Here is a 26,444-nt window from a genome sequence, read left to right as displayed (position 1 = left end):
AAATGCATATGGCTTCAAGTCGCCGTGGAGACGTCCCACACGCGCTCGGCAAGCGGAGACAGTCGACGTTTGCTGCGCACCATGCGGATTTCGAACGCGATCTCCAATGCCCGGCCCGCCAGGGGAACGAGCTTGCCCTCCTTGTAGGCGCCCACCGCCAGGGACCACGGCAGCCATGCGACGCCCAGGCCTTTGAGCACGTACTCCAGCAGCGCATCCGCCGAGTCGCATTGCAGGATGGGGTTGAGGCGCGGTGCCTGCGCATGGTTCGACAGGTGGTCGGACACCAGCTGCCCCAGAGCGAGGGTGTTGGCATAGGCGAGGCAGGGCACGGCCTTGCTGGCCGAAAAATGGAACAGCGCCTTGCCGCCCGCCGCTGCGCGCGATACCGGGACCAGCCGATCGTGGGCCATCGTGTGCTGCAAGTACTGCGAAGGCTGCAGCCGTGTCGTGACCGCCGGGTGGTAGTAGGTCAGCATGAAATCGGCATCGCCGCGCTCGAAACGCTGCAAGGTTTCGGCCATCGAGCCCGTGCGTACCTGAACACGCGCGCCCGCGGTGTGCGTCCTCACCCGCCACAGCCAGTCGGCGGCCAATGTGCGGGCCAGGGTGCGGCCGGTGGCCAGCGTGAGCACGCTCTGGCCGGGCAGGGCACTGTCCTCGATCTCGCTGCGCGCTGCCGCCAGCGCCTCGACCGCCTGGCGCGCGTGTTGTAGCAAGGTGTCGCCCGCCGGGGTGAGCGTCACCGGCCCGCTGTCCCGCAGGACCAGGTCGGTCCCCGCCCACTCCTCCAGGCTCCTGATGCGCCGGCCAAAGGCGGGGTGGGTCACGTGCCGCTGCGCAGCCGCCCGCACGAAACTGCGGGTCTCCGCCAGGGCGATCAGGTCTTCCAGCCACTTGATCTGCATGCGTTGTCTTTCGTCGACGTGGAGGCCAGATCATGCTTCCAGAAAAGAATGTGTGTTTTGAGTAGATGCCTGTGCCTTCAGGCCATGGGCGCAGGGCACCTCGTCTCCTAGGATGGCGCCACTCGAACACCTTGTTCGGGGCCATCACCAAAACAGGAGACAAGCAGCATGGAACTGAAACTGTGGGCCGCCGCGTCCGTTGTCGCCGCCGCCAGTGTGGGCGTGGCCCAGGCACAAACCGCCCAGCCGGGCAAACTGTCGAACGATGTGTTGCGCATCGGTGTGCTGACCGACATCTCCGGCGTGTACGCCGACATCTCGGGCAAGGGTGCGGTCGAGGCGGTGAAGATGGCCGTCGAGGACTTCGGCGGCAAGATGTTCGGCAAGAACATCGAGGTGGTTTTCGCTGACCACCAGAACAAGGCCGACGTGGGTGCCGCGAAGGCGCGCGAGTGGTACGACTCGGGCGTGGACATGATCAACGACCTGGCCAACTCCGGCGTGGCGCTGGCCGTGGCCGGTGTGGCCAAGGAGAAAAAGCGCCATGCCATCGTGAACAACGCGTCCAACGTGGGCGTGACGAACGCGCAGTGCTCGCCCTACGCCGTGCACTACACCTACGACGCCTACTCGCTGGCCAATGGCACGGGCAAGGCGATTGTGGAGGGTGGGGGCGACACCTGGTTCTTCCTCACGGTGGACTTCGCCTTCGGCATCGGCCTGGAGCAACAGGTGGGCGACGTGGTGCGCAACGCCAAGGGCCGCGTGGTGGGCGCCGCTCGCCATCCGCTGGGCACGACGGACTTCTCGTCGTATGTGCTGCAGGCGCAGGCGTCCAAGGCCAAGATCATCGGCCTGGCATCGACCGGCAACGACACCATCAACGCGATCAAGGCGGCCAACGAATTCGGCCTGACCAAGAACCAGAAGCTCGCCGCGCTGCTGCTGTGGATCCAGGACGTGCACTCGCTCGGCCTGCAGACGGCGCAAGGCCTGCAGCTCACCAACGCGTGGTACTGGGACATGAACGACGACACCCGTGCGTTCGCCAGGCGCTACCAGCAGCGCGTGGGCGGCATGATGCCGAACATGGCGCACGCGGGCGACTACTCGTCCACCATGCACTACCTCAAGGCCGTGCAGGCCGCGGGCACGGACGACCCGGATGCCGTGTCGGCCAAGATGCGCGAGATGCCGATCAACGACATGTTCGCCAAAGGCGGCAAGATCCGCGAAGACGGCCGCATGGTGCACGACATGTACCTCTGGCAGGTGAAGACGCCGGCCGAGTCCAAGGGACCCTGGGACTACCTGAAGCTGGTGAAGACCATTCCGGGCGACCAGGCCTTCATGCCGCTGTCGCAGAGCACCTGCTATCTCGTGAAGAAGTAGGACGCCCCCCGTTGCTTGCTCACTGCGTGTAGCCGCATACCCCCCACTGGGGGGCGGGCCGGCCGCTTCGGAGCGGCCGTGCGCAGCGGCCCCTGGTTGAGGGGTTTGGTTTGCAACCTGTTTGCGACTTCGTATTCCATATGCCTCACATTCTTGAAACGCAGGGCCTGTCCCGCACCTTCAACGGGTTTCACGCCGTCTCGAACGTGAACCTGTCCGTGCAGGAGGGCAGCATCCACGCCCTGATCGGCCCCAACGGGGCTGGCAAGACGACTTGCTTCAACCTGCTCACGCGCTTCATCGACGCGACCGCCGGCCGCATCCGCTTCCAGGGCCAGGACATCACCCGCACCCCCGCCGATGCGGTGGCGCGCATGGGGCTGGTGCGTTCGTTCCAGATATCGGCCGTGTTCGGCCAGCTGAGCGTGTTCGAGAACGTGCGCCTCGCCCTGCAACGCCGCCGGGGCCATTCGATGGACTGGTGGCGCAGCGACCGCGCGCTCGCCGTCTACGACGAGCGCACCCGCGAGCTGCTGGACGAGGCCGGCCTCTCCGCCTGGGCCGGGCACGCTGCCGGCGAACTGCCCTACGGCCGCAAACGCGCGCTGGAACTGGCCACCACGCTGGCCCTGGAGCCGCGTGTGCTGCTGCTCGACGAGCCCATGGCCGGCATGGGGGCGGAAGACATCGCCCATGCCGCATCGCTGATCCGCCAGGCCGCGCGCGGTCGCACCGTGCTCATGGTGGAACACAACCTCTCCGTGGTGGCCGACCTGTGCGACCGCATCACCGTGCTGGCGCGCGGCGAGGTGCTGGCCGAAGGCGACTACGCCACCGTTTCGCGCGACCCGCGCGTGGTCGAGGCCTACCTGGGCCATGGCCACGCGGGCCAGCGCAAGCACCACAACACCCGCAGCGGCGAGGAGGCTTCCCATGGCTGAGCCGCTGCTGACGCTGCACGATGTGCGCGCCTGGTACGGCCCCAGCCAGGCGCTGCATGGCGCCAGCCTGGACGTGCACGATGGTGAAGTCGTCACACTGCTCGGCCGCAACGGCGCGGGCAAGTCCACGCTGCTCAAGACCGTGATGGGCATGATCGGCCGCCGCGAGGGTTCGATCCGCTTCAGGGGTCACGAACTCATCGGTCTGGCGCCACACCACATCGGCCGCCTGGGCGTGGCCTTCTGCCCGGACGACCGCGGCATCTATGCCTCGCTCTCGGTGCGCGAGAACCTGCGCCTGCCACCGGTGGTGGCCGAGGGTGGCATGAGCGAGCAGGAGCTGTACGACCTCTTCCCCAACCTGGCGCAGCGCGCGAATTCGGCGGGCACGCACCTCTCGGGCGGCGAGCAGCAGATGCTGGCGATCGCGCGCATCCTGCGCACCGGCGCGCGCGTGCTGCTGCTGGACGAACCCACCGAGGGCCTGGCGCCCGTGATCGTGGACCGCATCGGCGACCTCATCCGCCAGCTGAAAGGCCGGGGCTACACCATCGTGCTGGTGGAGCAGAACGTGCACTTCGCCGCCGAGCTGGCCGACCGCCATTGCCTGATGGAATCGGGCAGGATCACCGACACCTTCGATGCGGCCACGCTGCTGCGCGACTTCGAGGCCATCACGGCCCGGATCGGGGTCTAGAGATGGCGCATCCTGTAATCGGACGGGCGAAAACCCGTGAGGCGTTTGAAGGTGTTGGAGAACGCGAAGGGGTTCACGTAGCCCACGCTGCGGGCGATGGCTTCGATCTTGTCGTCGCTGGTGGCCAGCAGGTGCGCCGCGTGCGCGATGCGCAGCGTGGCGAGCTGGCGGCCCGGGCTGCGGCCCAGGCTCTTCTGGCAGAGGCGGCGCAGGTGCTCCTCGCTCGTGTTGGCCAGGCTGGCCAGGTCGGCCAGCGTCCAGTCGCGCGCGAGGTCCGCCTTCACCGCGTTCCACACCGGCACCAGGCGCGGCTCGCGTTGCAGGGGTTCGAGCAGGCGCGCCACATAGCGCTCGATCACGTCGACCCACACCACGCAGGTGCCCGGGTCGGCCGCGCCCAGCATCTCGCCGTGCAGGCCCAGGATGGCGTGCTCCAGCACCTGGCCGTCGAACGGGCTCATGGTGGGGGCCAGGGCACCGTCGACCGAGCGCACCGAGTCGGGCCGGAAGCGCACCCAGGCCAGGCGCCAGCGCTTGCCCGGCACGCAATGGAAGGCGTGCAGCACGTGCGCAGGCGCGAAGCTCACGCTGCCGGGCTTGTGCGTGTACCAGCGGCCATCGAGCAGGGTCTGCCCTTCGCCGCTCAGGCACACCTGCATGAACGCGCCGCTGAGGTTCGTCCGCACCACCGTGTAGGGGGCTGCCGCGTCCACCACCGCCACGTGGGCGATGTGGCGCGCGGCCAATGCATCGCATTGCTCGGCACGCACCACCGTCTGCACGGTGGCATCGCCCAGCACATGGGTTTCTTGGGAGATATCGGGATGCTTCATCGACATGGCGCCTGCATCATAGACAGGGAGACGGCGAGCGCCGCCCGGCTCTTGCGGCGGCGCTCAGCACCGCAGTGCGCCGCACGGAGGGCGATCCGATGACCGAGGTGTTCGGCCTGCCGCTGCCCGTGCTGGCAGGACAGATCATGCTGGGCCTGGTCAACGGCTGCTTCTACGCCGTTCTCAGCCTCGGCCTCGCGGTGATCTTCGGGTTGCTGCGCATCGTGAACTTCGCACACGGTGCCTTCTTCATGGCAGGCGCGTTCGGTGCCTGGATGCTGCAGCGCTACGCGGGCCTGGGCTACTGGGCCGCGTTGCTGCTGGTGCCTGTGGTGGTGGGTGGCCTGGGTGGCGTGTTCGAGCGCGGCCTGCTGCGTCGCCTGTACGGGCTGGACCCGATCTACGGCCTGCTGCTCACCTTCGGCCTTGTGCTCGTGCTCGAGGGGGGCTTCCGTGTCGCCTTCGGCACTTCGGGGCAGCCGTACCCGGTGCCGGCCAGCCTGCAGGGCGTGTTCAACCTCGGGTTCATGGTGCTGCCGATCTACCGCGCCTGGGTGATCCTCGCCGCGCTCGCCGCCTGCGTGCTCACCTGGTGGCTGATCGAGCGCACCTCGCTCGGTGCGCGCCTGCGCGCCGCCACCGAGAAGCCGGCGCTCACGCAGTCGTTCGGTGTGAACGTGCCGCGCCTGCTCACCTTCACCTACGCCGGTGGCATCGCCCTGGCGGCCTTCACCGGCGTGCTGGCCGCGCCCATCCTGCACGTGAACTCGGGCATGGGCTCCAACCTCGTGATCATCGTTTTCGCCATCGTCGTCATCGGTGGCATGGGTTCGGTGTTCGGCTCCATCGTCACCGCCCTGGGCATCGGCGTGATCGAAGGGCTCACCAAGGTCTTCTACTCGGAGGCGTCGACCACCGTGATCTTCGTCGTCATGGCCCTCGTGCTGCTGTTCCGCCCTCGCGGGCTCTTCGGCAAGGAGGGTTCGGCATGAACAAGACCCGCGCCATGGCCCCCTGGCAGAAAGCCTTCATCGCCGTGCTGCTGGTGCTGCTGCTCGCGGTGCCCTGGGTGCCGCAGGTGGTGTATCCCGTGTTCGTGATGAAGCTGTTGTGCATGGCGCTGTTCGCCTGCGCCTACAGCCTGCTGCTCGGCTTCGGCGGCATGATGTCCTTCGGCCATGCGGCCTTCTTCGGCAGTGCGGCCTACATCACCGGCCTGGTGGTGAAGATCTGGGGCCTGCCGCCAGAACTCGGCCTGCTCGCGGGCACGCTGTTCGCGGCCCTGCTCGGTGGCGTGTTCGGTGCGCTGGCCATCCATCGCCAGGGCATCTACCTCGCCATGATCACGCTGGCGCTGGCGCAGATGGTGTACTTCATCTTTCTGCAACTGCCTTTCACCGGCGCGGAAGACGGCATGCAGCAGATTCCGCGCGGCACGCTGTTCGGCTTCATCGACCTGCGCAGCGACATGGCGATGTACCACCTGGTGCTGCTGCTCGCCGTGGCCGGCCTGTGGCTCATCCACCGCGTTGTGCATTCACCCTTCGGCCATGTGGTGGTGGCCATCCGCGAACACGAACCGCGTGCCCGCTCGCTCGGCTACCCGGTGGAACGCTACAAGCTCACGCTGTTTGTGCTCTCGGCCGCGCTGTCCGGCCTGGCCGGCTCCATGAAGGCGCTGGTGTTCCAGGTCGCCTCGCTGACCGATGTGCACTGGCACCTCTCGGGCGACGTGGTGCTCATGGCCCTGCTGGGTGGCATGCACACCGTGTTCGGCCCCGCCATCGGCGCCACGCTGGTGGTGGGCCTGCAGTACTACCTCGACGCCTTCGGTGGCTGGGTGACGCTGGTCACCGGCCTGATCTTCATGGTGTGCGTGCTCTCGTTCCGCAGCGGCATCGCCGGCGCGGTCAACGCGCTGCGCACCCGTCCCCGTTCCGGACCCTGAGCCCCTTTCATCCCGTTGCCGATTTCCGTTTCAAGGAGACATTCATGCCGCGTTTCGAACGCCAAGCCCTGATGGCGAAATTCCAGGACATGGTCCGCCACCGCCAGCCCATCATCGGCGGGGGCGCCGGCACCGGCATCTCCGCCAAGTGCGAGGAGGCCGCGGGCATCGACCTGATCGTGATCTACAACTCGGGCCGCTACCGCATGGCCGGGCGTGCCTCGTCCGCCGGTCTGCTGGCCTACGGCAACGCGAACGACATCGTGCTGGAGATGGCCGGCGAGGTGTTGCCGGTGGCGAAGAAGACGCCGGTGATCGCCGGCGTGAACGGCACCGACCCGTTCATCGTCATGCCGGTGTTCCTGAAGAAGCTCAAGGAACTCGGGTTTTCCGGCGTGCAGAACTTCCCCACCGTGGGCATCATCGACGGCACCTTCCGCCAGAGCCTCGAGGAAACCGGCATCAACTACGCGACGGAGGTCGAGATGATCGGCCAGGCCCACGCCATCGACCTGCTGACCACGCCCTACGTGTTCTCTGCCGAAGAGGCGGTGGCCATGACCGAAGCCGGCGCCGACTTCATCGTGCCCCACATGGGCGTGACCACCGGTGGCACCATCGGTGCCACCACGGCGAAATCGCTCGAACAGTCGGTGCAGCTCATCGACGAGTGGGGCGAGGCCGCACGGCGGGTGCGCAAGGACGTGATCGTGATCGCACACGGCGGCCCGATCTCCAGCCCGGAGGACGTGGCCTACGTGCTCCAGCACAGCCGGCACTGCAACGGCTTCTATGGCGCCAGCAGCATGGAGCGCCTGCCCACGGAGATTGCGATCAGGTCGCACGTGGAACGCTACAAGCAAGTCACTTTCTGAACCCCGACGAGAACAGGAGACAAGACATGGCCAGGGTTTATGTGAGCGCGGTGATGAACGCGACGATCGACCAGGCGTGGGCCTTTCTGCGCGACTTCGGCGCGCTCGGCAACTACCACCCTTACTTCGAGAAGTCCTACATCGAGGATGGCAAGCCGTCGGACCAGATCGGCTGCGTGCGCCACTTCACCGTGCGCGACGGCGGTGGCTACCTGCGTGAGCAGCTGCTGGCGCTGTCCGACGACGAGCACCGCTGCCGCTACAAGATCCTGCACATCGACGCCGACTGGAAGAACTACGTGGCCGAGATGCGCCTGCTGCCCATCACCGAAGGCGACCGCTGTTTCGGCGAATGGTGGGCCGAGTGGGACGTGCCGGCGGACCAGGAGGCCGAGGCGGTGGAGCGCGTGAAAGGCACCTTCCGCACTTTCTTCGAATGCGTGAACGCGCACCACGACCGGCGCAAATGAGCAGGACGCCACCCGCCACCTGGGTGGTGGGCACCTTCGACACCAAGGCCGCCGAGCTTGGCTACCTCGCCGGCCTGCTGCGCGCGGCCGGCGTGCGCGTCGTCACCGTGGACATCGGCACGCGCCGCGCTGCGGGTGTGGCCGACATCGACGCCGCCACCGTGGCGCGCCACCATCCTCAGGGCTCGGCCGCGGTGTTCGAGCCGTCCGACCGCGGCCAGGCCGTGATCGCCATGGGCGACGCGCTGGCCGCGCTGGTGCGTGAGCGCCTGACGGCGGGCGAGATTCAGGCCATGCTGGGTGTGGGTGGATCGGGCGGCAGCTCGATGATCGCGCCCGCCATGCGCCTGCTGCCCATCGGCATGCCGAAGCTGCTGGTTTCCACCATGGCGGCCGGCGACGTGTCGGCCTATGTGGGCGTGGTCGACATGACGCTCATGTACCCCGTGACCGACATCGCCGGCTTGAACCGCCTCTCGCGCACCATCCTGGCCAACGCGGCGCATGCGATCGCCGGCATGCTGCAGCACCGTGCGCCCCTGAGCGATGGCGTGGACAAGCCAGCCATCGGTCTGACCATGTTCGGTGTCACGACGCCCTGCGTGCAGGCCGTGCGCGATCTGCTGCAGGCCGACTTCGACACCCAGGTGTTCCACGCCAACGGCGCGGGCGGTCGCACGCTGGAGGCGCTGGCCGCCGCGGGCATGCTGGGCGCGGTGGTCGATATCACCACCACCGAAGTGGGTCAGCACCTGGCGGGCGGCGTGTGTGACGCCGGGCCCGACCGGCTCGACGCGGCGGCGCGCCACGGCCTGCCCTGGATCGGCTCGGTCGGCGCGCTGGACATGATCAACTGGGGCGCGCCATCGACCATTCCCGCGCGCCACAAGAACCGCACTTTCCACGTGCACAACGCCAACGTGACGTTGATGCGCAGCAATGCGCTGGAACTGGAAGCCGCAGCCCGGCGCATCGCCGAGCAGCTCAACCGATCGCGCGGTCCGGTGCGGTTGCTGTTGCCCCTGGGCGGCCTGTCGATGATCGACGCCCCGGGACAGCCTTTTCACGACCCCCGCGCCGACGCGGTGCTGTTCGACACACTCGAGCACCTGTTCCAGGAAAGCGAGACGCACCGCTTGCTGAAACTGCGTCACCACATCAACGATCCGCAGTTTGCGGCCGCTGTGGCGGAGCAGGTGAGGGCGGTGGTGTTGTAAGGTGGTGCCATGAGCACCACCGACCCCACCGAACAGGCCAAGGCCTTTTTCTTCGAGGGCAACGCGCTCTTCGAGGCCGGACAACTCGAAGACGCGCTGAGCCGCTACCAGTCCGCCCTGGCGCTGGTGCCAGGGCGCCCCTCCATCCTCGCCAACCTGGGCGTGACGCAATGCCGCCTGGGCCGATGGCCCGACGCTGTGGCCACACTCACGCAGGCCACCCAGGCCGATCCTGCCCACCGGGACGCCTGGGTCGCGCTCGGGCTGTCGCACGAGGCGATGTCGAACTGGGCCGGCGCGGTGCACGCGCTGCAGAAGGGAGTGGCCCTCGGCGCGTCCACGGCGCAGCTCCAGCTCTCGCTGGCCCTGTGCCTGCTGCGGCTGGACCGGCCCGATGAGGCCCTGAAGGCGCTGGACCAGGCGCTGGTCCTCGACCCCACCCTGGCCGAAGCCTGGAGCCAGCGCGGCAGCCTGTTGCGCGACGCGGGGCAGAACGAGGAGGCGGCCCGCTGCTTCGAACAGGCGCTGGCCCACGGAGGCGATGAAACCCTGCACCGCTTCTACCTGGCCTCGGTGCGCGCCGGCGGCGCCGTGCCGCCACAACCGCCGCGCGCGTACGTGGAAGCGTTGTTTGACGAATACGCCGACGATTTCCAGGCCCACCTGATCCGGCACCTGAAATACCAGGCGCACGACACCCTGCTCGCGCCCTTGCGCGTGGGCGGCCAGCGTTTTCCGTTGGTGCTCGATCTCGGCTGCGGCACCGGCCTGTGCGGCCAGCTCATCCGTCCGCACGCCGATGCGGTGGACGGTGTGGACCTGGCGCAGGCCATGGTGGAACAGGCGCGCGCCAGCGGTGCCTACCGCCGTGTGGAGCGTGGCGACCTGCTTGGTTTCCTGCGTTCCGCCGAAGAACCGGCGGACCTCGTGATCGCCGCCGACGTGTTCATCTACGTGGGCGCGCTGGACGAAGTGTTCGCCGCCGTGCGCCAGCGCCTGCACCGGGGAGGCTGTTTTGCCTTCTCGGTGGAGCGGGCCAGTGCGGGGCAAGACCTGGAACTGCGCAGCAGCCTGCGCTACGCGCATTCGCTCGCCTACGTGGAGCGGCTCGCGGCGGCCAATGGATTTCGCGTGCGCCAGACCTGGGAGGCCCCGCTGCGCGAAGACCAGCAGAAGCCGGTGATGGGCCTGTACGTGTTGCTGGAGCCGGTGGCGCACTGAGCGCGGCATCCATACCGCGCGCCTATACCCGAATCGCCAATCCGTATTGGTCAGCGCGGGGCACGCTTCCTAGACTGTGGGCCACTCAACTGCCAACCACGGGAAGCGCATGGCCACACCACAAGTCGATCTGTACTGGGACATCGGAAGCACCAACACCTATTTCGCGTTCAAGCTGATCCGGCCCATCCTCGAGCGCCATGGCGCTGAACTGGTGCTGCACCCCTACAACCTGGGCTACGTGTTCCGCAACAACGACTATGAGCTCATGAAGGAATCCAAGGCCAAGCTGCGCTACCGCAAGCGCGACCTGATGCGCTGGGCCGAAAAGTACCAACTGCCGTTCCAGATTCCGCGCCAGTTCCCCATCAAGTCCAGCCGGGTGCTGCGAGGTTCGCTGGCCATGCGGCGCCAGGGACAGGAAGGGGCCTTTGTGGAAGCCGTGCTGGATGCGTACTGGGAGCAAGGCAATGCGGGCATCGTGGAGTACGCCGGCCTGCGCCCGATTGCCCAACGGCTGGGCGTGGACCCGGACTGGTTTGAAGCCACCAGCGCCAGCGACGAGATCGGTGCGGAACTGGCCAGAAGCACGGACGATGCCGTGGCGCGCGGCGTGTTCGGCGTGCCCATGATGTTCGTGGGCGACGAGATGTTCTGGGGCAAGGACCGGCTCGACTTCATGGAAGAGGAGCTCGCGCGCGTCACCGGGTGAGTGCATCACCTGCATGAAGAACGCCGGCGCCGTGCCGGCGTTCTTCATGGCGCCTGGCCGGGCTCAGACGACCCGGGCCGAGCGCAACGCCTCGATCTGCGTGGCATCGAGCCCGGCCAGGCGGGTGAGCACCTCGTCGCTGTGCTGGCCGGGCAAGGGCGCGGGCTGGTCGTAGCCGGCAGGAGAGCCCGTGAACTTGATCGGAAAACCGGCGCCCGAGGCCGCCACATTGGAGCGGCTCAGCGGGTTCCACAGCGGCACCGCCATCTGGCGATCGGCCATCTGCTCCCAGCGGAGCACGTCGTGGATATCCCGCACCGGGCTGCAGGCCAGCTTGGCGTGCGCAAGACGCGCCTCGATGTCTTCCGTGGTGTAGCCCTGCGCCCATCGCGCGACGACCTCGTCCACCTTCGCGTTGTTCGCCAGCCGCCAGCCGACCGACATCATGTGGGCGTCATTCTTCAGGTCGGTGCGGTCCATCACCTCCAGCAGAGCGAGCCAGTCGTCGTTGGTGGCCGCGCCGATGGTGATCCAGCCGTCGCGCGTGCGGTAGGCGTTGAACGGCGAGAACCGCATGATGCGGTTGCCCTGCTGCGGCTGCAGACCGAGGCGGGGATAGCAGTCGAGTGGTTCGTCGAAGATCAGGGAGAACAGGCAGTCGGCCATCGACACGTCGATGGACTGGCCTTCGCCCGTGCGATCGCGGTGGAGCAGCGCGGAAACGATGCCGAGTGCGGCGAACACGCCAGCGATCGCGTCCGACACCGGTGACCCGGCTTTCGTGGGTGCGCTGCCGGGCTGGCCGGTGATGCTCATGAGCCCGACGGCCGCCTGCACCATCAGGTCGTAGGCCTTGAGATGGCGGTCGGGGCCGGTGGAGCCGTAGCCGGTGAGCGAGCAGTACACGATGCGCGGGTTGGCCTCCTTCAAGGCCGCATAGCCCACGCCCAGGCGGTCGGCCACACCGGCGCTGAAGTTGTCCACCACCACGTCCGCGTGCTTCACCATGCGCAGGAAGATCTCGCGGCCCTCCATGCTCTTGAGGTTCAGCGTGGCCGACTTCTTGCCCCGCGCACGCTTGAGGTAGGCAATGCCCATGTCCTCGTCGGTCTGGCGAGAGAAAGACACGCCCCGCGGGCCCGCGAAAGGCGGTGCGAAGGCCGTGGGGTCGCCGGTCTTCGGGTCGTCGATCTTGATAACCTCGGCCCCCAGACCCGCCAGGAACAGCGTGCCTTGCGGTCCCGAGAAGAAGCGGGTGAGATCGAGAACGACCACGCCATCGAGAATCTTTGCCGTCATGTGCCCACCGATTGAAGAGTGCGCCGCAGTGTAGGCAGCGGGCCGGCGGGTGGGGAAATAGGTCTTTGACGTGGCGGTATCGCGCTGGCCTATGGTTGCGGCACTGGTGAAGCGCCCGGCCACTGGCCTGCACTCACCAGGCGGGCCGTCACTTCGGAGATCAGCTCGACGATGCGGTGCGCCGCGCTGCTGAGAGGAACGATGTCGAAGGTGCAAAGCGACAGGCGCCGTTGCAGGGCAGGTTCCGTCACGCGCTGGATGCGAAGGCCCGCCGTGCCGCCGGGGATGGAGGCCGAGCCGATGGTGGCACCGACGCCGCTGGCGACCACCGCGCGGATGGTCGCCAGCGAATCCAGTTCGGCGATCACCCGCATGTCGAGCCCGGCGGACTGGAACGCCGCGTCGATGATCTGCCGCGTCACGTTGGATCGACCGGGCAGTGCGAGCGCGCAGGACGCGGCCTGTGCCAGCGACACATCGTCGCCTGCGCCCACACCGTGCGCCGAGAGTAGGAACAGGTCTTCGACGAGCAGCGGGCGCACATCCAGGTGACTGGAGACCTTGCGGCGCGACGCACCCATGTCGGTCGCCAGGGGATCGAACAGCAGGCTCATCTCGATGCGACCGTTGACCACCAGCTCCTCCAGGTGGCCGCTGAGGCTTTCGGTGATCTGCAGCTGGATGTCCGGGTAGCGCGTGGCGGCCTCGGCGATCAGCGGGGGTGCCAGCAAGGTGGCGGCGCTGCTGGGCAGGCCTACCGACACCAGGCCTTGCGGGTAGTCGCCCGCGTGCTGCACGTCGGTGCGCATGCGGTCCATCTGGCGCAGCATGGCGCGCGCGTGGCGGTAGAACACCTCACCCGCCTCGGTGGCCGATACACCGCGCACGCTGCGCGAGAGCAGCTTGACCTTGAGCTCTTCCTCCAGGTTGGACATCTGGTGGCTGAGCGCGGGCTGGGCGATGAAGAGATCGGCGGCCGCGCGCGACACGCTGCCCAGTTCGACGATGCGAACGAAGTACTTGAGCTGACGGATTTCCATCGGGCCATTGTCCTATCGGCCCCGCGCGCGCCCCATATCTTTTTGTGATGCCCCAAGTGCGACACGGTATTGGCGCGTGCGCGCGGCGCGGACCATCATCGCCGCCTGTCCATCAACGGAACGGCCATGATCGACCTGTATTTCTGGAGCACGCCCAACGGCTACAAGGTCTCCATCCTGCTGGAGGAGCTGGGCCTGCCCTACCGCGTCATTCCCGTGCATATCGGCAAGGGCGAGCAGTTCAAGCCCGAATTCCTTCGGATCAGCCCGAACAACAAGATCCCGGCGCTGGTCGATGCCGATGGACCAGACGGTGAGCCCATCGCGTTGTTCGAGTCGGGGGCGATCATGATGTACCTCGCCGAGAAATGCGGCTGGGCCTTCATGCCGCAGGACATGCGCGCGCGCTACGGCGTGGTGCAGTGGCTGATGTTCCAGATGGGTGGCGTCGGCCCCATGCTTGGCCAGGCTCACCACTTCCGCAAGTACGCGCCCGAGAAGATCGGTTATGCGATCGACCGCTATACCAACGAAGCAAGGCGCCTCTATACCGTGATCGACCGGCGTCTGGCCGAGTCCGAATACCTCGCGGGCGACTACTCGATCGCCGACATGGCGACCTATCCCTGGTTGCGCGCGCACAAGTGGCAGGGCCAGGACCTGGCCGACTTCCCCCATCTGCAGCGCTGGTACGCCACTGTGCGCGCACGCCCCGCCGTGCAGCGCGGCCTGGCTGTTCTCGAAGAGAAGGTGGACAAGTCGGGCGCAAAGCCCACCGGCGAGCGCTGGGACAACCTGTTCGGCACACGCCAGTTTTCCACACCCGAAAAGACACCATGAAGAAGAACCCCATGCTCACCGACTACCGCGTGCTCGACATCACGCAGATCGTGGCCGGCCCCACCTGCACGCGCATCCTCGCCGAGATGGGCGCAGAGGTGGTCAAGCTCGAACTCGCGCCCTTCGGCGATCGCACCCGCGTGGGTGGCCTGCGCTCCAACAAGCCCGAACACAAGCGCTGTTCCCAGAGCACCTACTTCATCCAGCACAACCACTCCAAGAAGAGCCTCGCGCTGGATTTCAAGAGCGAGCGCGCGCGCGAACTCATCAAGGCCATGATTCCAAAATTCGACGTGCTGGTGGAGAACTTCTCGCCGGGTGTGATGGCGCGCGCGGGTCTCAGCTACGAAGAGCTGAAGGCGATCAACCCGAAGCTGGTGATGTGTTCCATTTCGCTGGCCGGCCAGCAGGGTGAGCTGGCGCAGAAGCCCGGCTACGACTATGTGGCGCAGGCCTATGCGGGCATCACCGATCTCATCGGCGAACGCGATGGCGAACCCGCACTGATCACCATGGCCATCGGCGATGCGTCGACCGGCGTGGCCGCTGCGATGGCGGTCGGTTTCGCGCTGCTGCACCGCGAGCGCACCGGGGAAGGGCAGTACATCGAGACTTCCCTGCTCGACACCTACTTCAACATGCACGAGGTGGCCGTGCCGCGCGTGAGCCTGCGCAAGAACCACACGCCGGTGCGCACTGGGTCGCAGCACCCCGACGGCGGGCCGACCGGCATCTTCCGCTGTGGCGACGGCAGCTACCTCACGCTGGCTACGCTGCCCCATCAGTGGACGGCCTTCGTGGAAGCGCTGGGGCAACCCGGGCTGCTGGATGACGAGCGCTTTGCCACTGCAGCGTTGCGACGCGACCACAACGAGGAACTCAAGGAGATCCTCGAGGGTTGGCTGGCCGGCTTCGCCACCCGCGCCGACGCCATCGCCGCGCTGGAGCGCCACCGCATTCCCTGTGCGCCTGTGCTTACCTTGCGCGAAGCCATGGCGCATCCGCACCTGCGCGAGCGGGGTGTGGTGCGGGAGGTTCAAGACCCCTACATCGGCGACTTCGACATTCCCGGCCCGCCAGCACGCTTCTCGGCGTGGCCGACTGGCGGCCCCCTGCGTGCAGACCTTCTGGGCCAGCACAACGAGGACGTGCTCAAGTCGCTGGCCGGCCTGGACGACGACGACATCGGACAGCTGTACCGCGATGGCGTTCTGGTGCGCGATCCGTTGCTCGGCACCCCCGCAACCGCTAACGAGAAGACGGAGGCCTGAAGCCCCGCGATCAACACCTCGAGACTGCCGCCTGGAGCGGCAACGACAACACCAACGAAGGAGACAAGGACATGCAACGGATCACTGCACTCATCCTCGCCCTGGCCGCCAGCACCCCGGTGCTGGCCCAGGATTTTCCGCAACGCCCGGTGACGCTCATCGTGCCGTTCTCGGCCGGCGGCCCGACCGACGTGGTGGCCCGGCATCTGGCTCAGTCCATGGGACGTTCGCTCGGCCAGCCGGTGGTGGTGGAGAACCGCGCGAGCTCCGGTGGCATCGTCGGCACCGAGGCCGTGGTGCGCGCCGAACCCAATGGCTATCTGCTGTTGATCCACAACATCGGCATGTCCACGTTGCCGGCGCTCTCTCGCTCGCTGCGCTTCAACCCTGCCACCGATCTCGATTACATCGGCCAGGTAGCCGACGTGCCCATGACGCTGGTGGGCAAGCGCGACCTGGAGCCGACCGGCTTCAGATCGCTGCAGCAATACATCCACCTGAACCAAAAGAAGATCAACCTGGCCAACGCCGGCATCGGCACCGCGTCACACCTCTGCGGGTTGATGCTGATGAGCCGCCTGAACCTCCCCATGACCACCGTGCCCTACAAGGGCGCGGCACCGGCCATGGCCGACCTGCAAGGCGGCCAGGTCGAGCTGCTGTGCGACCAGATCACGACCACACTGCAGCCGATCCAGTCAGCGCGCGTGAAGCCCTATGGCACCACCACGCGTGAGCGCCTGCCGTCGCTGCCCGAGCTGCCCACACTGAGCGAGCAGGGCCTGGATGGGCTGGAGGTCACCGTGTGGCATGGCATCTACGCACCGAAGAGCCTGCCGAGGCACGTGACCGAGAAGCTGGTGAAAGCTCTGCAGGACGGCCTGGCCGACCCGGCGTTTCGCGACAGCATGCAGAAGCTGGGCGCGCTGCCGGTGAGCAAGGACAAGGCCACCCCCGACGGGCTGGGCAAGCACCTGCGCCAGGAGATCGCGCGCTGGTCACCGGTGATCAGGCAGGTAGAGGCTTACATCGACTAAGCCTTCGGAGCGCGAGGGCGGCGCCTCAGTCCTTGCGCCGCGCCACCCAGTAGGTGGCGCCCTCGGTGCCGTAGCGCTCGGCGTGCGGCATGTCGCGTTCGAGCTCGAAGGTGTCGCCTGGGCGCAACTGGCGCGTGAGGTCGCCGACGGTTAGCCACATTTCGCCCCGCGTCACGATGGCTTTGGCCGCGAAGGGGTGGCTGTGCATGTCCAGGATGGTGAGCGGATCCCACACGCGCTCCAGCACCTCGTCGTAGCCCTCCATCAGGGCCAGCAGGCGAAAAGCTTCCAGGTCGGCGGTTTTCATGGAAAGCCCATTGTGTTCGTTTGCGGAACACGGTCAAGCGGTAGCATGGCGGCCTTCCCTGCCACGAAAGGTCTGCCCCATGTCGCACATGCTTCTGATTGTTGAGCCCGCTGGACAGCGCGCCACCCGCACCGAGGCCGAAGGCCGTGAGGCGTACGCCAGCATGCAGCGGTTCGGCGAATCGCTCAAGTCGCGCGGCAAGCTGCTGGCGGCGGAGTCGCTGGCGTCCCAGTCGACAGCGGTTCGCGTGCACACCGGCGGCGGCAAGGCGCAGGTGCTGGACGGCCCGTTCGCCGAGGCCAAGGAAATGATCGGCGGCTTTTTCCTGCTGGACTGCGCCAGCATGGAGGAAGCGGTGGCCATCGCCCACGAATGCCCGGCGGCCGAATGGGCGACGGTGGAGGTGCGCGCCATCGGCCCATGCCACGACCGATAGGGAGCACCCCCCTGCGCCGCTTTGCGGCTTCCCCCCTCTCTGGCGCACCTTCGGTGCTTGGAGGGGGGGACGGCGTCTCGGGCCGGCGGAGCCGGACCCTTGACGCCTCTGGCCGCGTCGCGGTGTGCGCTTCGGGCCGCGCGCCGGTCGATGTATGAATTCAGGGTTTTCCCGTACCCCCGTCCTGTCGAAAACGCATCGCCTGACGCGTCGTACCGGTGAAGCCACAACTTCCACCGGAGAACGCCATGCGATTCATGATCATCGTCAAGAGCAACGACGAGTTCGAAGCTGAAACCACGCCCGCACCGGACGAGGCCGTCATGGCCGAGATGGTGCGGTTCCACGAAGAGCTGGCACGGGCCGGAGTGCTGCTCGATGGCTCAGGCCTGCAGCCCAGCCGCAAGGGGTGGCGCGTGCACCACGGGCCGGCCGGCCGCCGCATTGTCGATGGGCCTTTCGCCGAAGCCAAGGAGCTGATCGCCGGCTACACCCTCATCCAGGTGCGCTCGCGCGACGAGGCGCTGGAATGGAGTCGCCGCTTTCCCAACCCGGTCGGGCCCGGGCGCGAGGCCATCGTCGAAGTGCGCCAGCTCTACGAGATGGACGACTTTTCCCCCAGCGAGCCCCTGGAAGACTTCAAGCGGCTCGATGCCCAACTGAAAAACCACTGAAAGGAAGCACCATGTTCAAACAGATCTTCGTCAACCTGCCCATCAAGGACATGGCCCGTTCGCAGGCCTTCTTCAAATCGCTGGGCCTCACGTTCAATCCGCAGTTCACCAACGAGCAGGGGGCCTGCCTGGAACTGGGCGAGAACCTTTTCGCGATGCTGCTGGTCGAGCCCTTCTTCCAGGGCTTCACCAGGCTGCCGATCTCGGATGCGAAGAAGGCCACCGAGGTGCTGATCGCGCTTCCCCTGGACAGCCGCGAGCAGGTGGACGCGCTGGTGGCCAAGGCCGTGGCTGCGGGCGGCACCACGCCCAACGCGCCGGTGGACCACGGCTTCATGTACCAGCATGGTTTCGCCGATCTGGACGGTCACCAGTGGGAGGTGTTCTGGATGGACATGAACGCGGCCCCGGCGCAGATGTAAATTCCAGCGATGCATTCCGGTGTTCACCAGGCCATTGCCACCGTCTGGCGCCTCGAGTCCGCGCGCATCACCGCGAGCGTGGCCCGCGTGGTGCGCGACATTGGCGTGGCCGAGGAACTCGCGCAGGACGCGCTGGTGGCCGCGCTGGAACACTGGCCCAGGGACGGCGTGCCCGACAACCCCGCCGCCTGGCTCATGACCACCGCCAAGCGCCGCGCGCTCGACCACCTGCGCCACCGCCAGATGGCCGAGGAGAAGCACGACGGCATCGCGGCCGACATGGAAGCCCTGGGCGCCACGCATGTGCCCGATTTTGTCGACGCGCTCGATGAGGCGCGGCAGGACGACATCGGCGACGACCTGCTGCGGCTGATCTTCACCGCCTGCCATCCCCTGCTGTCCACGGACGCCCGCGTGGCGCTCACGCTCAAGCTGCTCGGCGGCCTCACCACGCACGAGATCGCGCGCGCCTTTCTCGTGCCCGAGGCCACCATCGCCCAGCGCATCGTGCGCGCCAAGCGCACCCTCAGCGAGGCCGGCGTGCCTTTCGAGGTGCCGCGCGGTGCAGCGCTCGGCGAGCGCCTGGCCTCGGTGCTGGAGGTGGTCTACCTGGTGTTCAACGAGGGCTACACCGCCACCAGCGGCAGCGACTGGATGCGGCCCGCCCTCTGCGACGAGGCCCTGCGCCTGGGCCGCATGCTGGCGGGTATCGCGCCGCAGCAGCCCGAGGTGCATGGCCTGCTGGCCCTGACGGAGATCCAGGCCTCGCGCACGGCGGCGCGCACCGATGCGCAAGGCCGCCCCGTGCTGCTGGCCGACCAGGACCGTGGCCGCTGGGACCACCTGCTGATCCGCCGTGGCCTGGCCGCGCTGGACCGCGCCGACCTGCTCACCACCGAGCCCGGCCCGTACCACCTGCAGGCCGCCATCGCCGCCTGCCATGCGCGCGCCGTGCGCGCGGCCGACACGGACTGGGCACGCATCGCCGCGCTCTACGCCGAACTGGCCCGCGTGGCGCCCTCGCCGGTGGTTGAACTCAACCGCGCGGTGGCCGTGTCCATGCACGCCGGCCCGGCCGAGGCGCTGGTGCTGGTGGACGCGCTGTTGCAGGACAAGGCGCTGCGGCAATACCACTGGCTGCCCAGCGTGCGTGGCGACCTGCTGGCGAGGTTGGGCCGCCACGGCGAGGCGCGCACCGAGTTCGTGCGCGCGGCCGAACTCGCGGGCAACGAACGTGAAAAGAAATTCCTCATGGAACGGGCCGACAGTCTCACGCAAAACGGCACCGATGCAGCCGGGTAGAACCCCTCATGGCGTGCCAGCCGGCCGGGGTTGACACTGCTTCGCAACGCCGCACACTGCCCGTCATGGATCACGACATTCCCGACTTCCATACCGAGCCGTTTCGAGGCTCCAACCACGCCCCGCTGGACCCCGCCTCCGAGGCGGACGTCATCGTCATCGGGGCGGGCCCGGCCGGCCTCGCGACGGCGGCCAGCCTGGTGCAGCGCGGGCACAGCCCGCTGGTGTTCGACCGCGCGCAGGAAGTGGCATCGTCCTGGCGGCACCACTACGAACGGTTGCACCTGCACACCGTGAAGTCGCACTCGGCCTTGCCCGGCATGCCGTTCCCCGACAGCGCGCCGCGCTACGTGCCGCGCCAGGGCGTCGTCGACTACCTCACCGCCTACGCGCGCCAGCACGGCATCGACCCGGAGCTGGGCCAGAACGTGAAGGCCGTCGAACCCCGCCAGGAGCCCGGCGCGCCCTGGCAGGTCGTGCTGGCTGGCGGTCGCACGGTGTCGGCCAACCACGTGGTGGTGGCCACCGGTGCCAACCGGCAACCGCGCGTTCCCCGCCTGCCGGGCGAGGATGTCTTTCAAGGCCGCCTGGTGCACAGCCGCACGTACCGCAACGCCGCGCCATTCACAGGCCAGCGCGTGCTGGTGGTGGGCATGGGCAACACCGGCGCCGAGATCGCACTGGACCTCGTCGAGCACGGCGTGCGCGCCGCCCTCTCGGTGCGCTCGCCGATCAACATCGTGCGGCGCGACGTGCTGGGCCGGCCCACGCAGCTCTCCAGCATCATGCTGAGCAAGCTGCCCACGCCAGTGGGCGATGCGATCGCGTTGCTGCTGCGCAACCTCACCGTGGGCGACATGCGGCGCTATGGCCTGCCGTTCTCGCGCATGTCACCGCTGCGCCAGCTGCGCGAGGAAGGCAAGACGCCGGTGATCGACATCGGCACGGTGGATCGCATCAAGAACGGCGACATCCAGGTGTACCCCGGCATCCAGCACCTCACGGTCGGCGGGGTGCGTTTCATCGACGGCAGCGAACATCCCTTCGACACCGTGCTGCTTGCCACCGGTTACGACGCCGCGCTGGGTGAACTGTTTCCCTATACCCGCCTGTCGCTGGACGAACGCGGCATGCCGACGGAGGTGAGCGGAGAGGGCGCGCTCGAAGGCCTGCATTTCGTCGGCTTCGATGTGCGCCAGCCCGGCGGCCTGTTGCGCACCATCGCGCAACAGGCGCCGGTCGTGGCCGACCGCATTTCCGCCGCGCAGGCACGCACGCATGGAGGCCGGCATGGCTGAAGCCCGCACACGCATCCACATCGGTGCGCACGAAACCCTCATCGAAACCTGGTCACCCGAGGTGGGCATGGTCGAGTGGATGCTCGACATCGGCACCGAGGCGCTGGGCAACGGGCCGTTCCGTCACGCGCCCCCCACCGCGCTGGAGATCGAGAACGCGATCGAGCACGTGGAGAACGCGGTCATGCCCTTGCTGCGGCAGATGCCTCCCGGCACGCAGCTGGTGACGAGCGACGCCATCGCGCGCGAACTGCACCAGCTCACAAGCGAGCGAGGCGCGAGCGAGGCGCTGCTGCTGATCGACGACGTGGAGCTGGTCTTCAACCAGATCGCGGCGGTGTCGCTCGGCCGCCCCGCGCAGTCTGCCGGGCTGCCAGTGGGCGTGGAGTTTCCGGCCTACGTGGTCATCCTGCGCGAAACCATGCACCACCTGGGCTTTGCGTCGCTCACTGTGTTGCCTTCTCCCTCGTCTCCTTCCCATTGAGGTACCGATGCCCAGCCACGACACCCTCGAACGTTTCATTGCCATGGTGGAAAGCAATGCGCACGACCAGGTCATCGAAGCGTTCTATGCGCCCAACGCGAGCATGCGCGAGAACCAGTCGCCGCCCCGCGTGGGTCGGGACCAGTTGGTGGCCGGCGAACGCCAGGTGATGGCGCGGGCCTCCTCCATCAGCTCACGCTGCGTGCGCCCCGTGTGCACGAACGGCGACCATGTGGTGGTCCGCTGGGTGTTTCGTTTCGTCTGGAAGGACGACTCCGTGACCGAGATGGAAGAGCTCGCCTGGCAGCGCTGGGAGGGCGAGCGCATCGTGGAGGAGCAGTTCTTCTACGACCCGGCGCAACGCAAACCGCAGCCGCCGCCGGGCGTGGCCATCTGAGCAGAATGGGTGCCGGTTCGCGCTTCTTCATGCCTTGAAAAGTGCATTTCATTCTCAGGTTTAAACGTTTGGTTTAACTCCGCACGGCCCACGGCGCGCCTTTCAGACACTCCCTGACGCCCTATTTCTGGGCAGCGCACAGCGCTATTCCACAGATGCATGCGCGCTGTGGCACGCAACGATTCAGGGAGTCAAGAATGAACCGCAACCGCCACAGAGTGGTTTTCAACGCTGCGCGCGGCCAGCGCATGGTTGTTGCAGAGAACGCCAGCAGCGCCAGCGGCGAGACGCCCGCCGCACCGGACAGTGTCTTGTCGCCTCTGGCCCCGTTGGGCGATCTGGACATCTGCAAAGCCAGCCTGCTGCGCAACGTGGCGCTGCACCCGCTTACGTTGAGCATTGGCCTGGCGTTTACGCTGGGCGCGGTGTTCTACACCACCGCCCACGCCCAGATCGTGGCCGACCCCAACGCCCCCGCCAACCAGCGGCCCATCGTCCTGCAGACCGGCAACGGCATTCCGCTGGTGCAGATACGAACCCCCAGCGCTGCAGGCGTCTCACGCAATACCTACGGTCAGTTCGACATTCAGAGCAACGGCGCCGTGCTCAACAACGTGCGCTCCAACGCCGCGCAGACCCAGATCGGCGGGTTTGTACAAGCCAACCCGTTCTTGAGCACCGGCGCAGCCCGCGTCATCCTCAACGAAGTGAACTCGTCCAACCCGTCGTACCTGAACGGGCCGCTCGAAGTGGCCGGCCAGCGCGCCGAGGTGATCGTCGCCAACCCTGCAGGCATCCGCGTGAACGGGGGCACCTTTCTCAACGCGGCTGGCGTGACGCTGACCACCGGCACCCCGGTGATCAGGAGCGGCCACCTCGACGCGTTTCTGGTGGGCGGCGGCACGGTGCACATCGAAGGCCTGGGGCTGGACACGCGCACGGCCGACAGCACCACCATCCTGGCGCGCGCGGTGGAGGTCAACGCCGGTCTGTGGGCCGAGCAACTCAAGGTGGTGACCGGTGCGAACGAGGTCAGCGCCGATGCAAGCACCGTGACCTCCACACCCGCCAGCGCGCAGGGTGCGGCACCGCAGTTCGCGCTGGACGTAGCGGCCATCGGCGGCATGTACGCCGGCAAGATCCACCTCATCGGCACCGAAGCGGGGTTGGGCATCAACAACGCGGGCCGTATGAGCGCGAGCAGTGGCGACTTCGTGCTGCAGGCCGATGGCTGGCTGCGCAACACGGGCAGCGTGCAGGCCCAGGGCAACCTAGCCATCCAGACCACAGGGGCCATCAGCAACACCGGCGCCCATGCCGTGGTCAGCGCGCAGGGCGATGCCACCGTGTCCACCGGGAGCACGCTCGCCAACAGCGGCGGCGCCGCCGTGGTGGCACTGGGCAACCTCGGCGTGAGCGCGCCTGTCGTCAACAACACCGGCGGCACACGCCTGCAAGCCGTGCGCGACGTGCGACTGTCCACCGTGACCACCGCCGTGCAGGAGAACAGCGTCCGTGATGAGAGCAACTATCTCAAAGGTGGCCGCAGCGAGGAGGTGGGCAGCCAGGTGCGCGGCGCGGGCAACGTCTCCATCGTGGCCGGCGGCTCCGTGGTGGCGCGCGCGGCAAACGTGCAGGCCGACAAGGCCTTGAGCGCGCAAGCCGGTGGCGACATCACCATCGAAGCCGGCGAGGCCAGCAGCAACCACGCCCTGGGCTACAAGACCGAGAGCGGTGGCCTGCTGGGCAAGCGCAGCACCACAGTGCGCACGAGCGAAGAATCCACCATCGCGGTCGAATCGAGCTTGGGCGGGCGCGAAGTGAGCCTGCAAGCCGGCCAGAACGTCACGGTGCGCGGCTCCTCAGTGGTCAGCGACCAAGGCACCGCCCTGGTGGCAGGCGAACAGATCAGCATCGAAGCGGGCGAGAACCGCTACAGCCAGAGCCAGTTCCGCGAAGACCGCAAGAGCGGCATCTTCACCAGCGGTGCGAGCATCACCCTGGGCAGCCAGCAGAAAAGCACCCAGCAGGAATTCGAGCAGACCACCGCAGCCGCCAGCACCGTGGGTGCCATCACGGGCGACGTGACCCTGATCGCGGGTGGCAGCTACCGGCAGGCCGGCTCCGATGTGCTGGCCCCGGGCGGCGATGTGACCGTGCTGGCGCGGGACATTGCCATCACCGAAACCCAGGAAACCCAGCACAGCCGCACCGAAGAGAAATTCCGGCAAGGCGGCCTGAGCCTGAGCCTGGGCGGTGCGGCCATCAGCGTCGCGCAAGGCATGGCCAGCACCGCCAAGGCCGTGGGCGAGACGAAGAGCGAGCGCATGCAGGCGCTCGGGGCGGCCACCCTGGCCCTGCAAGGCAGCCAGTTGATCGACGAAGTCGGCAAGTTCGCCAACGCAGCCGACCCGGCGGCAGCGGTGAACATCAGCATCAGCATCGGCGGCAGCAAGAGCGAAAGCCGCAGCGAGAGCTACGCGAGCAACGCACGCGGCAGCGCTGTGGTCGCAGGCGACAGCGTCAACCTCGTTGCCGCTGGCGCCGGTGAACAGTCGGTCCTGCTGATCCAGGGTTCCGACGTGAGCGCAGGCGACGCGGCCCGCCTGACCCTGAACGCCGGCAAGCCCTGCTCGACGACGCCTATGCGCTGGAAGACACCTGGAAGGAAGGCGGCGAAGGCCGCGTCGGGCTGCACACCCTGGCTGCCTTCGCCGGTGGTGGTGTGGGTGCTGCAGTGGGCGCCGCCACCAGCCAGACGCTCATTCCGAAACTGGGTGAGGCCATTGGCGAGCTGGACCTGCCCATCGAAGCCAAGCAGGCGCTCACGCAAGTGGCCGCCATGGGCATGGGCGCGGCCGTGGGCGGAACAGCTGGCGCGGCCAGCGCGCAGAACGCCACCAGCCAGAACTACCTTACGCCGCGGGAGAACCTGGAACGCAACCGCGCCGTGGCCGAATGCCGCGTCAACGCCAACAGCAGCGCGTGCACGAAAGCCGCCCAGCTCAATGTGCTGGACGCTCAGCGCGACAAGGAGATGGCCAAGGTCGCCCAGGCCTGCAACGACGGCAACGCCGCCGCGTGCCAGGACATCAACCGCACCATCAACCAGTTCGCCGCGCAAGGCCAAGCCGAGATGAATCAACTCGTGCAGGAGCTCAAGCCCAGCTGCGCCCCGCCCAAGGACTGCGCGCAGGCGGCCAACTGGGCCAACAACGAACTCAAGACCTTGCAGCAGTTCGGCAACCAGGTGTGGGCGAGCAGCGCCAGTGGAGCGGTTTCGCCTACGGTGGGGTTGGAAGCGTTGGTGGGCCCGGGTGTGGGGGCTGCAGCGCGGTTGGCGGCGGGTGGGTTTGTGGTGGGTGCGGGGTTTGACGCGGCCGGGCAGTATGTGCAGAGCGGCACTGTGCGGCCTGAGCAGAGCTTGGTAGCGGGTGTGACCGGCGCTGTCGGGGTGTCGCTGGCGGCACGTGGGAACTTGTGGATTCCTGCCGCTGGCGCTGGAGCGGCTGCTGTCAACACGTCTTTCAACAACCTCTACTACGGGGAAGAAACGAGTGTGTTTTGGGCGGCCGTTCTTGGTGCCGGAGCAGCAACGTTCGCTCCATTTGCCGGAGGAGCGGCAACTAAGCTCTCGTCACCGCTATTCAGTAGTTCAGCGCGGATTCCCATCAAGGGCCCTACGCCTGTATTTCCCGCTCATGGCACTCTGAATCCAATTCCTAAACAGATCGGCAGTGTTGTTGAGACAGGAGTGAGCAATATGCCCAGTTTCATCCCATTGGACAACGGAAAGAAGGGAGCCAAACAATGATCAGAGGATGGATAAATTGGTTTGGCGAAGTCAACCAAAGATATGGACGGTTTATGCATGAGCGCGCCCAAGTAAAGACCTTGGACGACTTGATCTTTTGGCTTGTGGCGTTCGGGTCATTCTGGCTTCTTGTCTGGAACACAGATGTCCTAGAGCCATGGACATCAGAACTCTTCACACAATGGTTTGGTTGGGAGCCATCAGACCTACCCAGCGAAGGCAAGATGCGTTGGCGCCGCATGTGGTCGACGGCGATCTGCCTCACCGGCATGGTGTCCATGACTGGCTTGTACTTGCGCAACATGTACGAGGCAAAGAAGAGGCGCGGGAAATGATGCCCAGGCGATGCTCTGAGCATTCGCGTTACGCACTGCCGCGACCACTGAAGCACCACCATGATTCGACGACTTTATGACCGCATGAGTCAAATCAACCAGAACTACGGCCTGTTCATGGATCGCATGACAAATGTTGAGACGTTTGGCGCGTTGATTTTCATGCTCGTATTGGCCTTCGGCGCGCGTCAAGGTAGTTGTCGCCTGAGTCACGCAGCTTTGAGCTGAGTATGTTGAACGCAGGTGGCCAGCTTGACCACCTCGTCTCGTTCTG

General features: G+C 67.0%; 27 protein-coding genes and 1 pseudogene. 23 read left to right on the top strand and 5 right to left on the bottom strand.

Features of this window, described 5'->3' with window-relative positions:
• Window positions 1-14: 14 nt before the first annotated feature.
• Complete coding sequence (locus J2X09_RS19935; RefSeq protein WP_204735019.1) at window positions 15-908, bottom strand: LysR family transcriptional regulator; 894 nt, start codon at window positions 906-908, stop codon at window positions 15-17.
• 168 nt (window positions 909-1,076) lie between these two features.
• On the opposite strand from J2X09_RS19935, the gene J2X09_RS19930 reads away from it, so the two are divergent.
• The 3 genes from J2X09_RS19930 (at window position 1,077) to J2X09_RS19920 (ending at window position 3,938) form a co-directional block, all read left to right on the top strand.
• Window positions 1,077-2,300, top strand: coding sequence for an ABC transporter substrate-binding protein (locus J2X09_RS19930; protein ID WP_204735018.1), 1,224 nt, complete (start codon window positions 1,077-1,079; stop codon window positions 2,298-2,300).
• A gap of 140 nt (window positions 2,301-2,440) precedes the next feature.
• Window positions 2,441-3,241, top strand: coding sequence for an ABC transporter ATP-binding protein (locus J2X09_RS19925; RefSeq protein ID WP_204735017.1), 801 nt, complete (start codon window positions 2,441-2,443; stop codon window positions 3,239-3,241).
• Window positions 3,234-3,938, top strand: a complete 705-nt coding sequence (locus J2X09_RS19920; protein ID WP_204735016.1) for an ABC transporter ATP-binding protein — start codon at window positions 3,234-3,236, stop codon at window positions 3,936-3,938. Before J2X09_RS19925 ends, J2X09_RS19920 begins: the two co-directional genes overlap by 8 nt.
• On the opposite strand, the gene J2X09_RS19915 is transcribed toward J2X09_RS19920, so the two are convergent.
• Window positions 3,935-4,771 (bottom strand): AraC family transcriptional regulator, encoded by an 837-nt coding sequence (locus tag J2X09_RS19915; RefSeq protein WP_204735015.1) that lies wholly within the window; start codon window positions 4,769-4,771, stop codon window positions 3,935-3,937. The genes J2X09_RS19920 and J2X09_RS19915 overlap by 4 nt on opposite strands.
• A gap of 98 nt (window positions 4,772-4,869) precedes the next feature.
• Here J2X09_RS19915 and J2X09_RS19910 point away from each other — a divergent pair, with 98 nt between their 5' ends.
• The 7 genes from J2X09_RS19910 to J2X09_RS19880 all read left to right on the top strand — a co-directional run bounded on the left by J2X09_RS19910 (window position 4,870) and on the right by J2X09_RS19880 (window position 11,214).
• Window positions 4,870-5,763 carry a branched-chain amino acid ABC transporter permease gene (locus J2X09_RS19910; protein WP_204735014.1) on the top strand — a complete coding sequence of 298 codons (894 nt, stop codon included), beginning with the start codon at window positions 4,870-4,872 and terminating at the stop codon, window positions 5,761-5,763.
• Window positions 5,760-6,719, top strand: coding sequence for a branched-chain amino acid ABC transporter permease (locus J2X09_RS19905; RefSeq protein WP_310309120.1), 960 nt, complete (start codon window positions 5,760-5,762; stop codon window positions 6,717-6,719). Before J2X09_RS19910 ends, J2X09_RS19905 begins: the two co-directional genes overlap by 4 nt.
• 44 nt (window positions 6,720-6,763) lie before the next feature.
• On the top strand, window positions 6,764-7,594 hold the full coding sequence (locus tag J2X09_RS19900; protein WP_204735013.1) for a phosphoenolpyruvate hydrolase family protein: 831 nt from the start codon (window positions 6,764-6,766) through the stop codon (window positions 7,592-7,594).
• Window positions 7,595-7,620: 26 nt separating this feature from the next.
• A complete protein-coding gene (locus tag J2X09_RS19895; protein ID WP_204735012.1) occupies window positions 7,621-8,064 on the top strand; it encodes an SRPBCC family protein in 444 nt (147 codons plus the stop codon).
• On the top strand, window positions 8,061-9,281 hold the full coding sequence (locus J2X09_RS19890) for a Tm-1-like ATP-binding domain-containing protein (RefSeq protein WP_204735011.1): 1,221 nt from the start codon (window positions 8,061-8,063) through the stop codon (window positions 9,279-9,281). The genes J2X09_RS19895 and J2X09_RS19890 overlap by 4 nt, the downstream gene beginning before the upstream one ends.
• Before the next feature lie 9 nt (window positions 9,282-9,290).
• Window positions 9,291-10,502 (top strand): tetratricopeptide repeat protein, encoded by a 1,212-nt coding sequence (locus J2X09_RS19885; RefSeq protein ID WP_204735010.1) that lies wholly within the window; start codon window positions 9,291-9,293, stop codon window positions 10,500-10,502.
• Window positions 10,503-10,611: 109 nt separating this feature from the next.
• Entirely contained in the window at window positions 10,612-11,214 is a 603-nt protein-coding gene (locus J2X09_RS19880) for a 2-hydroxychromene-2-carboxylate isomerase (RefSeq protein WP_204735009.1), read from the top strand.
• A gap of 63 nt (window positions 11,215-11,277) precedes the next feature.
• Here the strand turns inward: J2X09_RS19880 and J2X09_RS19875 are convergent, their stop codons facing one another.
• Both J2X09_RS19875 and J2X09_RS19870 read right to left on the bottom strand, forming a co-directional pair.
• A complete protein-coding gene (locus J2X09_RS19875) occupies window positions 11,278-12,513 on the bottom strand; it encodes a CaiB/BaiF CoA transferase family protein (protein ID WP_204735008.1) in 1,236 nt (411 codons plus the stop codon).
• A gap of 89 nt (window positions 12,514-12,602) precedes the next feature.
• Window positions 12,603-13,553 (bottom strand): LysR substrate-binding domain-containing protein, encoded by a 951-nt coding sequence (locus J2X09_RS19870; protein ID WP_204735007.1) that lies wholly within the window; start codon window positions 13,551-13,553, stop codon window positions 12,603-12,605.
• 126 nt (window positions 13,554-13,679) lie between these two features.
• Here J2X09_RS19870 and J2X09_RS19865 point away from each other — a divergent pair, with 126 nt between their 5' ends.
• The 3 genes from J2X09_RS19865 (at window position 13,680) to J2X09_RS19855 (ending at window position 16,701) form a co-directional block, all read left to right on the top strand.
• On the top strand, window positions 13,680-14,393 hold the full coding sequence (locus J2X09_RS19865) for a glutathione S-transferase N-terminal domain-containing protein (RefSeq protein ID WP_204735006.1): 714 nt from the start codon (window positions 13,680-13,682) through the stop codon (window positions 14,391-14,393).
• Window positions 14,390-15,664, top strand: coding sequence for a CaiB/BaiF CoA transferase family protein (locus tag J2X09_RS19860; RefSeq protein WP_204735005.1), 1,275 nt, complete (start codon window positions 14,390-14,392; stop codon window positions 15,662-15,664). The genes J2X09_RS19865 and J2X09_RS19860 overlap by 4 nt, the downstream gene beginning before the upstream one ends.
• A gap of 71 nt (window positions 15,665-15,735) precedes the next feature.
• Window positions 15,736-16,701 (top strand): tripartite tricarboxylate transporter substrate-binding protein, encoded by a 966-nt coding sequence (locus J2X09_RS19855; RefSeq protein WP_204735004.1) that lies wholly within the window; start codon window positions 15,736-15,738, stop codon window positions 16,699-16,701.
• Between the two features lie 25 nt (window positions 16,702-16,726).
• Here the strand turns inward: J2X09_RS19855 and J2X09_RS19850 are convergent, their stop codons facing one another.
• On the bottom strand, window positions 16,727-17,008 hold the full coding sequence (locus J2X09_RS19850; protein WP_204735003.1) for a cupin domain-containing protein: 282 nt from the start codon (window positions 17,006-17,008) through the stop codon (window positions 16,727-16,729).
• 79 nt (window positions 17,009-17,087) lie between these two features.
• Here J2X09_RS19850 and J2X09_RS19845 point away from each other — a divergent pair, with 79 nt between their 5' ends.
• The 10 genes and pseudogenes from J2X09_RS19845 to J2X09_RS19800 all read left to right on the top strand — a co-directional run bounded on the left by J2X09_RS19845 (window position 17,088) and on the right by J2X09_RS19800 (window position 26,398).
• A complete protein-coding gene (locus J2X09_RS19845; protein WP_204735002.1) occupies window positions 17,088-17,444 on the top strand; it encodes a YciI family protein in 357 nt (118 codons plus the stop codon).
• Between the two features lie 248 nt (window positions 17,445-17,692).
• A complete protein-coding gene (locus J2X09_RS19840; RefSeq protein WP_204735001.1) occupies window positions 17,693-18,118 on the top strand; it encodes a YciI family protein in 426 nt (141 codons plus the stop codon).
• An 11-nt stretch (window positions 18,119-18,129) separates the two neighbouring features.
• Window positions 18,130-18,540 carry a VOC family protein gene (locus J2X09_RS19835; protein WP_204735000.1) on the top strand — a complete coding sequence of 137 codons (411 nt, stop codon included), beginning with the start codon at window positions 18,130-18,132 and terminating at the stop codon, window positions 18,538-18,540.
• A gap of 9 nt (window positions 18,541-18,549) precedes the next feature.
• Entirely contained in the window at window positions 18,550-19,842 is a 1,293-nt protein-coding gene (locus tag J2X09_RS19830; RefSeq protein ID WP_204734999.1) for an RNA polymerase sigma factor, read from the top strand.
• Window positions 19,843-19,907: 65 nt separating this feature from the next.
• Complete coding sequence (locus J2X09_RS19825) at window positions 19,908-21,140, top strand: flavin-containing monooxygenase (RefSeq protein WP_204734998.1); 1,233 nt, start codon at window positions 19,908-19,910, stop codon at window positions 21,138-21,140.
• Window positions 21,133-21,624 carry a hypothetical protein gene (locus J2X09_RS19820; RefSeq protein WP_204734997.1) on the top strand — a complete coding sequence of 164 codons (492 nt, stop codon included), beginning with the start codon at window positions 21,133-21,135 and terminating at the stop codon, window positions 21,622-21,624. The genes J2X09_RS19825 and J2X09_RS19820 overlap by 8 nt, the downstream gene beginning before the upstream one ends.
• Window positions 21,625-21,631: 7 nt before the next feature.
• Window positions 21,632-22,021, top strand: coding sequence for a nuclear transport factor 2 family protein (locus J2X09_RS19815; RefSeq protein ID WP_204734996.1), 390 nt, complete (start codon window positions 21,632-21,634; stop codon window positions 22,019-22,021).
• Window positions 22,022-22,176: 155 nt separating this feature from the next.
• Window positions 22,177-24,627: pseudogene (locus tag J2X09_RS19810) on the top strand (two-partner secretion domain-containing protein); the annotation flags it as partial.
• A 236-nt stretch (window positions 24,628-24,863) separates the two neighbouring features.
• Complete coding sequence (locus tag J2X09_RS19805; RefSeq protein WP_374726522.1) at window positions 24,864-25,835, top strand: DUF6862 domain-containing protein; 972 nt, start codon at window positions 24,864-24,866, stop codon at window positions 25,833-25,835.
• Window positions 25,836-26,254: 419 nt separating this feature from the next.
• Window positions 26,255-26,398 carry a hypothetical protein gene (locus J2X09_RS19800; protein ID WP_204734993.1) on the top strand — a complete coding sequence of 48 codons (144 nt, stop codon included), beginning with the start codon at window positions 26,255-26,257 and terminating at the stop codon, window positions 26,396-26,398.
• The last annotated feature ends 46 nt before the right edge of the window (window positions 26,399-26,444 follow it).

It is taken from the genome of Hydrogenophaga laconesensis, assembly GCF_031457235.1.
GTDB classification, from domain to species: Bacteria; Pseudomonadota; Gammaproteobacteria; order Burkholderiales; family Burkholderiaceae_C; genus Hydrogenophaga; species Hydrogenophaga laconesensis.
The sequence above is the reverse complement of the archived record's forward strand: the minus strand, read 5'-3'. Positions and strand labels throughout refer to the sequence as shown.

Excerpts from the sequence above, each read along its gene's own strand:
- J2X09_RS19830 (WP_204734999.1), top strand. The coding sequence starts at position 18,550 with ATGCATTCCGGTGTTCACCAGGCCATTGCCACCGTCTGGCGCCTCGAG.
- J2X09_RS19910 (WP_204735014.1), top strand. The coding sequence starts at position 4,870 with ATGACCGAGGTGTTCGGCCTGCCGCTGCCCGTGCTGGCAGGACAGATC.
- J2X09_RS19930 (WP_204735018.1), top strand. The coding sequence starts at position 1,077 with ATGGAACTGAAACTGTGGGCCGCCGCGTCCGTTGTCGCCGCCGCCAGT.
- J2X09_RS19935 (WP_204735019.1), bottom strand. The coding sequence starts at position 908 with ATGCAGATCAAGTGGCTGGAAGACCTGATCGCCCTGGCGGAGACCCGC.
- J2X09_RS19845 (WP_204735002.1), top strand. The coding sequence starts at position 17,088 with ATGTCGCACATGCTTCTGATTGTTGAGCCCGCTGGACAGCGCGCCACC.
- J2X09_RS19915 (WP_204735015.1), bottom strand. The coding sequence starts at position 4,771 with ATGAAGCATCCCGATATCTCCCAAGAAACCCATGTGCTGGGCGATGCC.
- J2X09_RS19895 (WP_204735012.1), top strand. The coding sequence starts at position 7,621 with ATGGCCAGGGTTTATGTGAGCGCGGTGATGAACGCGACGATCGACCAG.
- J2X09_RS19865 (WP_204735006.1), top strand. The coding sequence starts at position 13,680 with ATGATCGACCTGTATTTCTGGAGCACGCCCAACGGCTACAAGGTCTCC.
- J2X09_RS19840 (WP_204735001.1), top strand. The coding sequence starts at position 17,693 with ATGCGATTCATGATCATCGTCAAGAGCAACGACGAGTTCGAAGCTGAA.
- J2X09_RS19885 (WP_204735010.1), top strand. The coding sequence starts at position 9,291 with ATGAGCACCACCGACCCCACCGAACAGGCCAAGGCCTTTTTCTTCGAG.
- J2X09_RS19920 (WP_204735016.1), top strand. The coding sequence starts at position 3,234 with ATGGCTGAGCCGCTGCTGACGCTGCACGATGTGCGCGCCTGGTACGGC.
- J2X09_RS19890 (WP_204735011.1), top strand. The coding sequence starts at position 8,061 with ATGAGCAGGACGCCACCCGCCACCTGGGTGGTGGGCACCTTCGACACC.
- J2X09_RS19900 (WP_204735013.1), top strand. The coding sequence starts at position 6,764 with ATGCCGCGTTTCGAACGCCAAGCCCTGATGGCGAAATTCCAGGACATG.
- J2X09_RS19860 (WP_204735005.1), top strand. The coding sequence starts at position 14,390 with ATGAAGAAGAACCCCATGCTCACCGACTACCGCGTGCTCGACATCACG.
- J2X09_RS19880 (WP_204735009.1), top strand. The coding sequence starts at position 10,612 with ATGGCCACACCACAAGTCGATCTGTACTGGGACATCGGAAGCACCAAC.
- J2X09_RS19855 (WP_204735004.1), top strand. The coding sequence starts at position 15,736 with ATGCAACGGATCACTGCACTCATCCTCGCCCTGGCCGCCAGCACCCCG.
- J2X09_RS19925 (WP_204735017.1), top strand. The coding sequence starts at position 2,441 with ATGCCTCACATTCTTGAAACGCAGGGCCTGTCCCGCACCTTCAACGGG.
- J2X09_RS19835 (WP_204735000.1), top strand. The coding sequence starts at position 18,130 with ATGTTCAAACAGATCTTCGTCAACCTGCCCATCAAGGACATGGCCCGT.
- J2X09_RS19800 (WP_204734993.1), top strand. The coding sequence starts at position 26,255 with ATGAGTCAAATCAACCAGAACTACGGCCTGTTCATGGATCGCATGACA.
- J2X09_RS19805 (WP_374726522.1), top strand. The coding sequence starts at position 24,864 with ATGGGCATGGGCGCGGCCGTGGGCGGAACAGCTGGCGCGGCCAGCGCG.
- J2X09_RS19870 (WP_204735007.1), bottom strand. The coding sequence starts at position 13,553 with ATGGAAATCCGTCAGCTCAAGTACTTCGTTCGCATCGTCGAACTGGGC.
- J2X09_RS19850 (WP_204735003.1), bottom strand. The coding sequence starts at position 17,008 with ATGAAAACCGCCGACCTGGAAGCTTTTCGCCTGCTGGCCCTGATGGAG.
- J2X09_RS19875 (WP_204735008.1), bottom strand. The coding sequence starts at position 12,513 with ATGACGGCAAAGATTCTCGATGGCGTGGTCGTTCTCGATCTCACCCGC.
- J2X09_RS19820 (WP_204734997.1), top strand. The coding sequence starts at position 21,133 with ATGGCTGAAGCCCGCACACGCATCCACATCGGTGCGCACGAAACCCTC.
- J2X09_RS19815 (WP_204734996.1), top strand. The coding sequence starts at position 21,632 with ATGCCCAGCCACGACACCCTCGAACGTTTCATTGCCATGGTGGAAAGC.
- J2X09_RS19905 (WP_310309120.1), top strand. The coding sequence starts at position 5,760 with ATGAACAAGACCCGCGCCATGGCCCCCTGGCAGAAAGCCTTCATCGCC.
- J2X09_RS19825 (WP_204734998.1), top strand. The coding sequence starts at position 19,908 with ATGGATCACGACATTCCCGACTTCCATACCGAGCCGTTTCGAGGCTCC.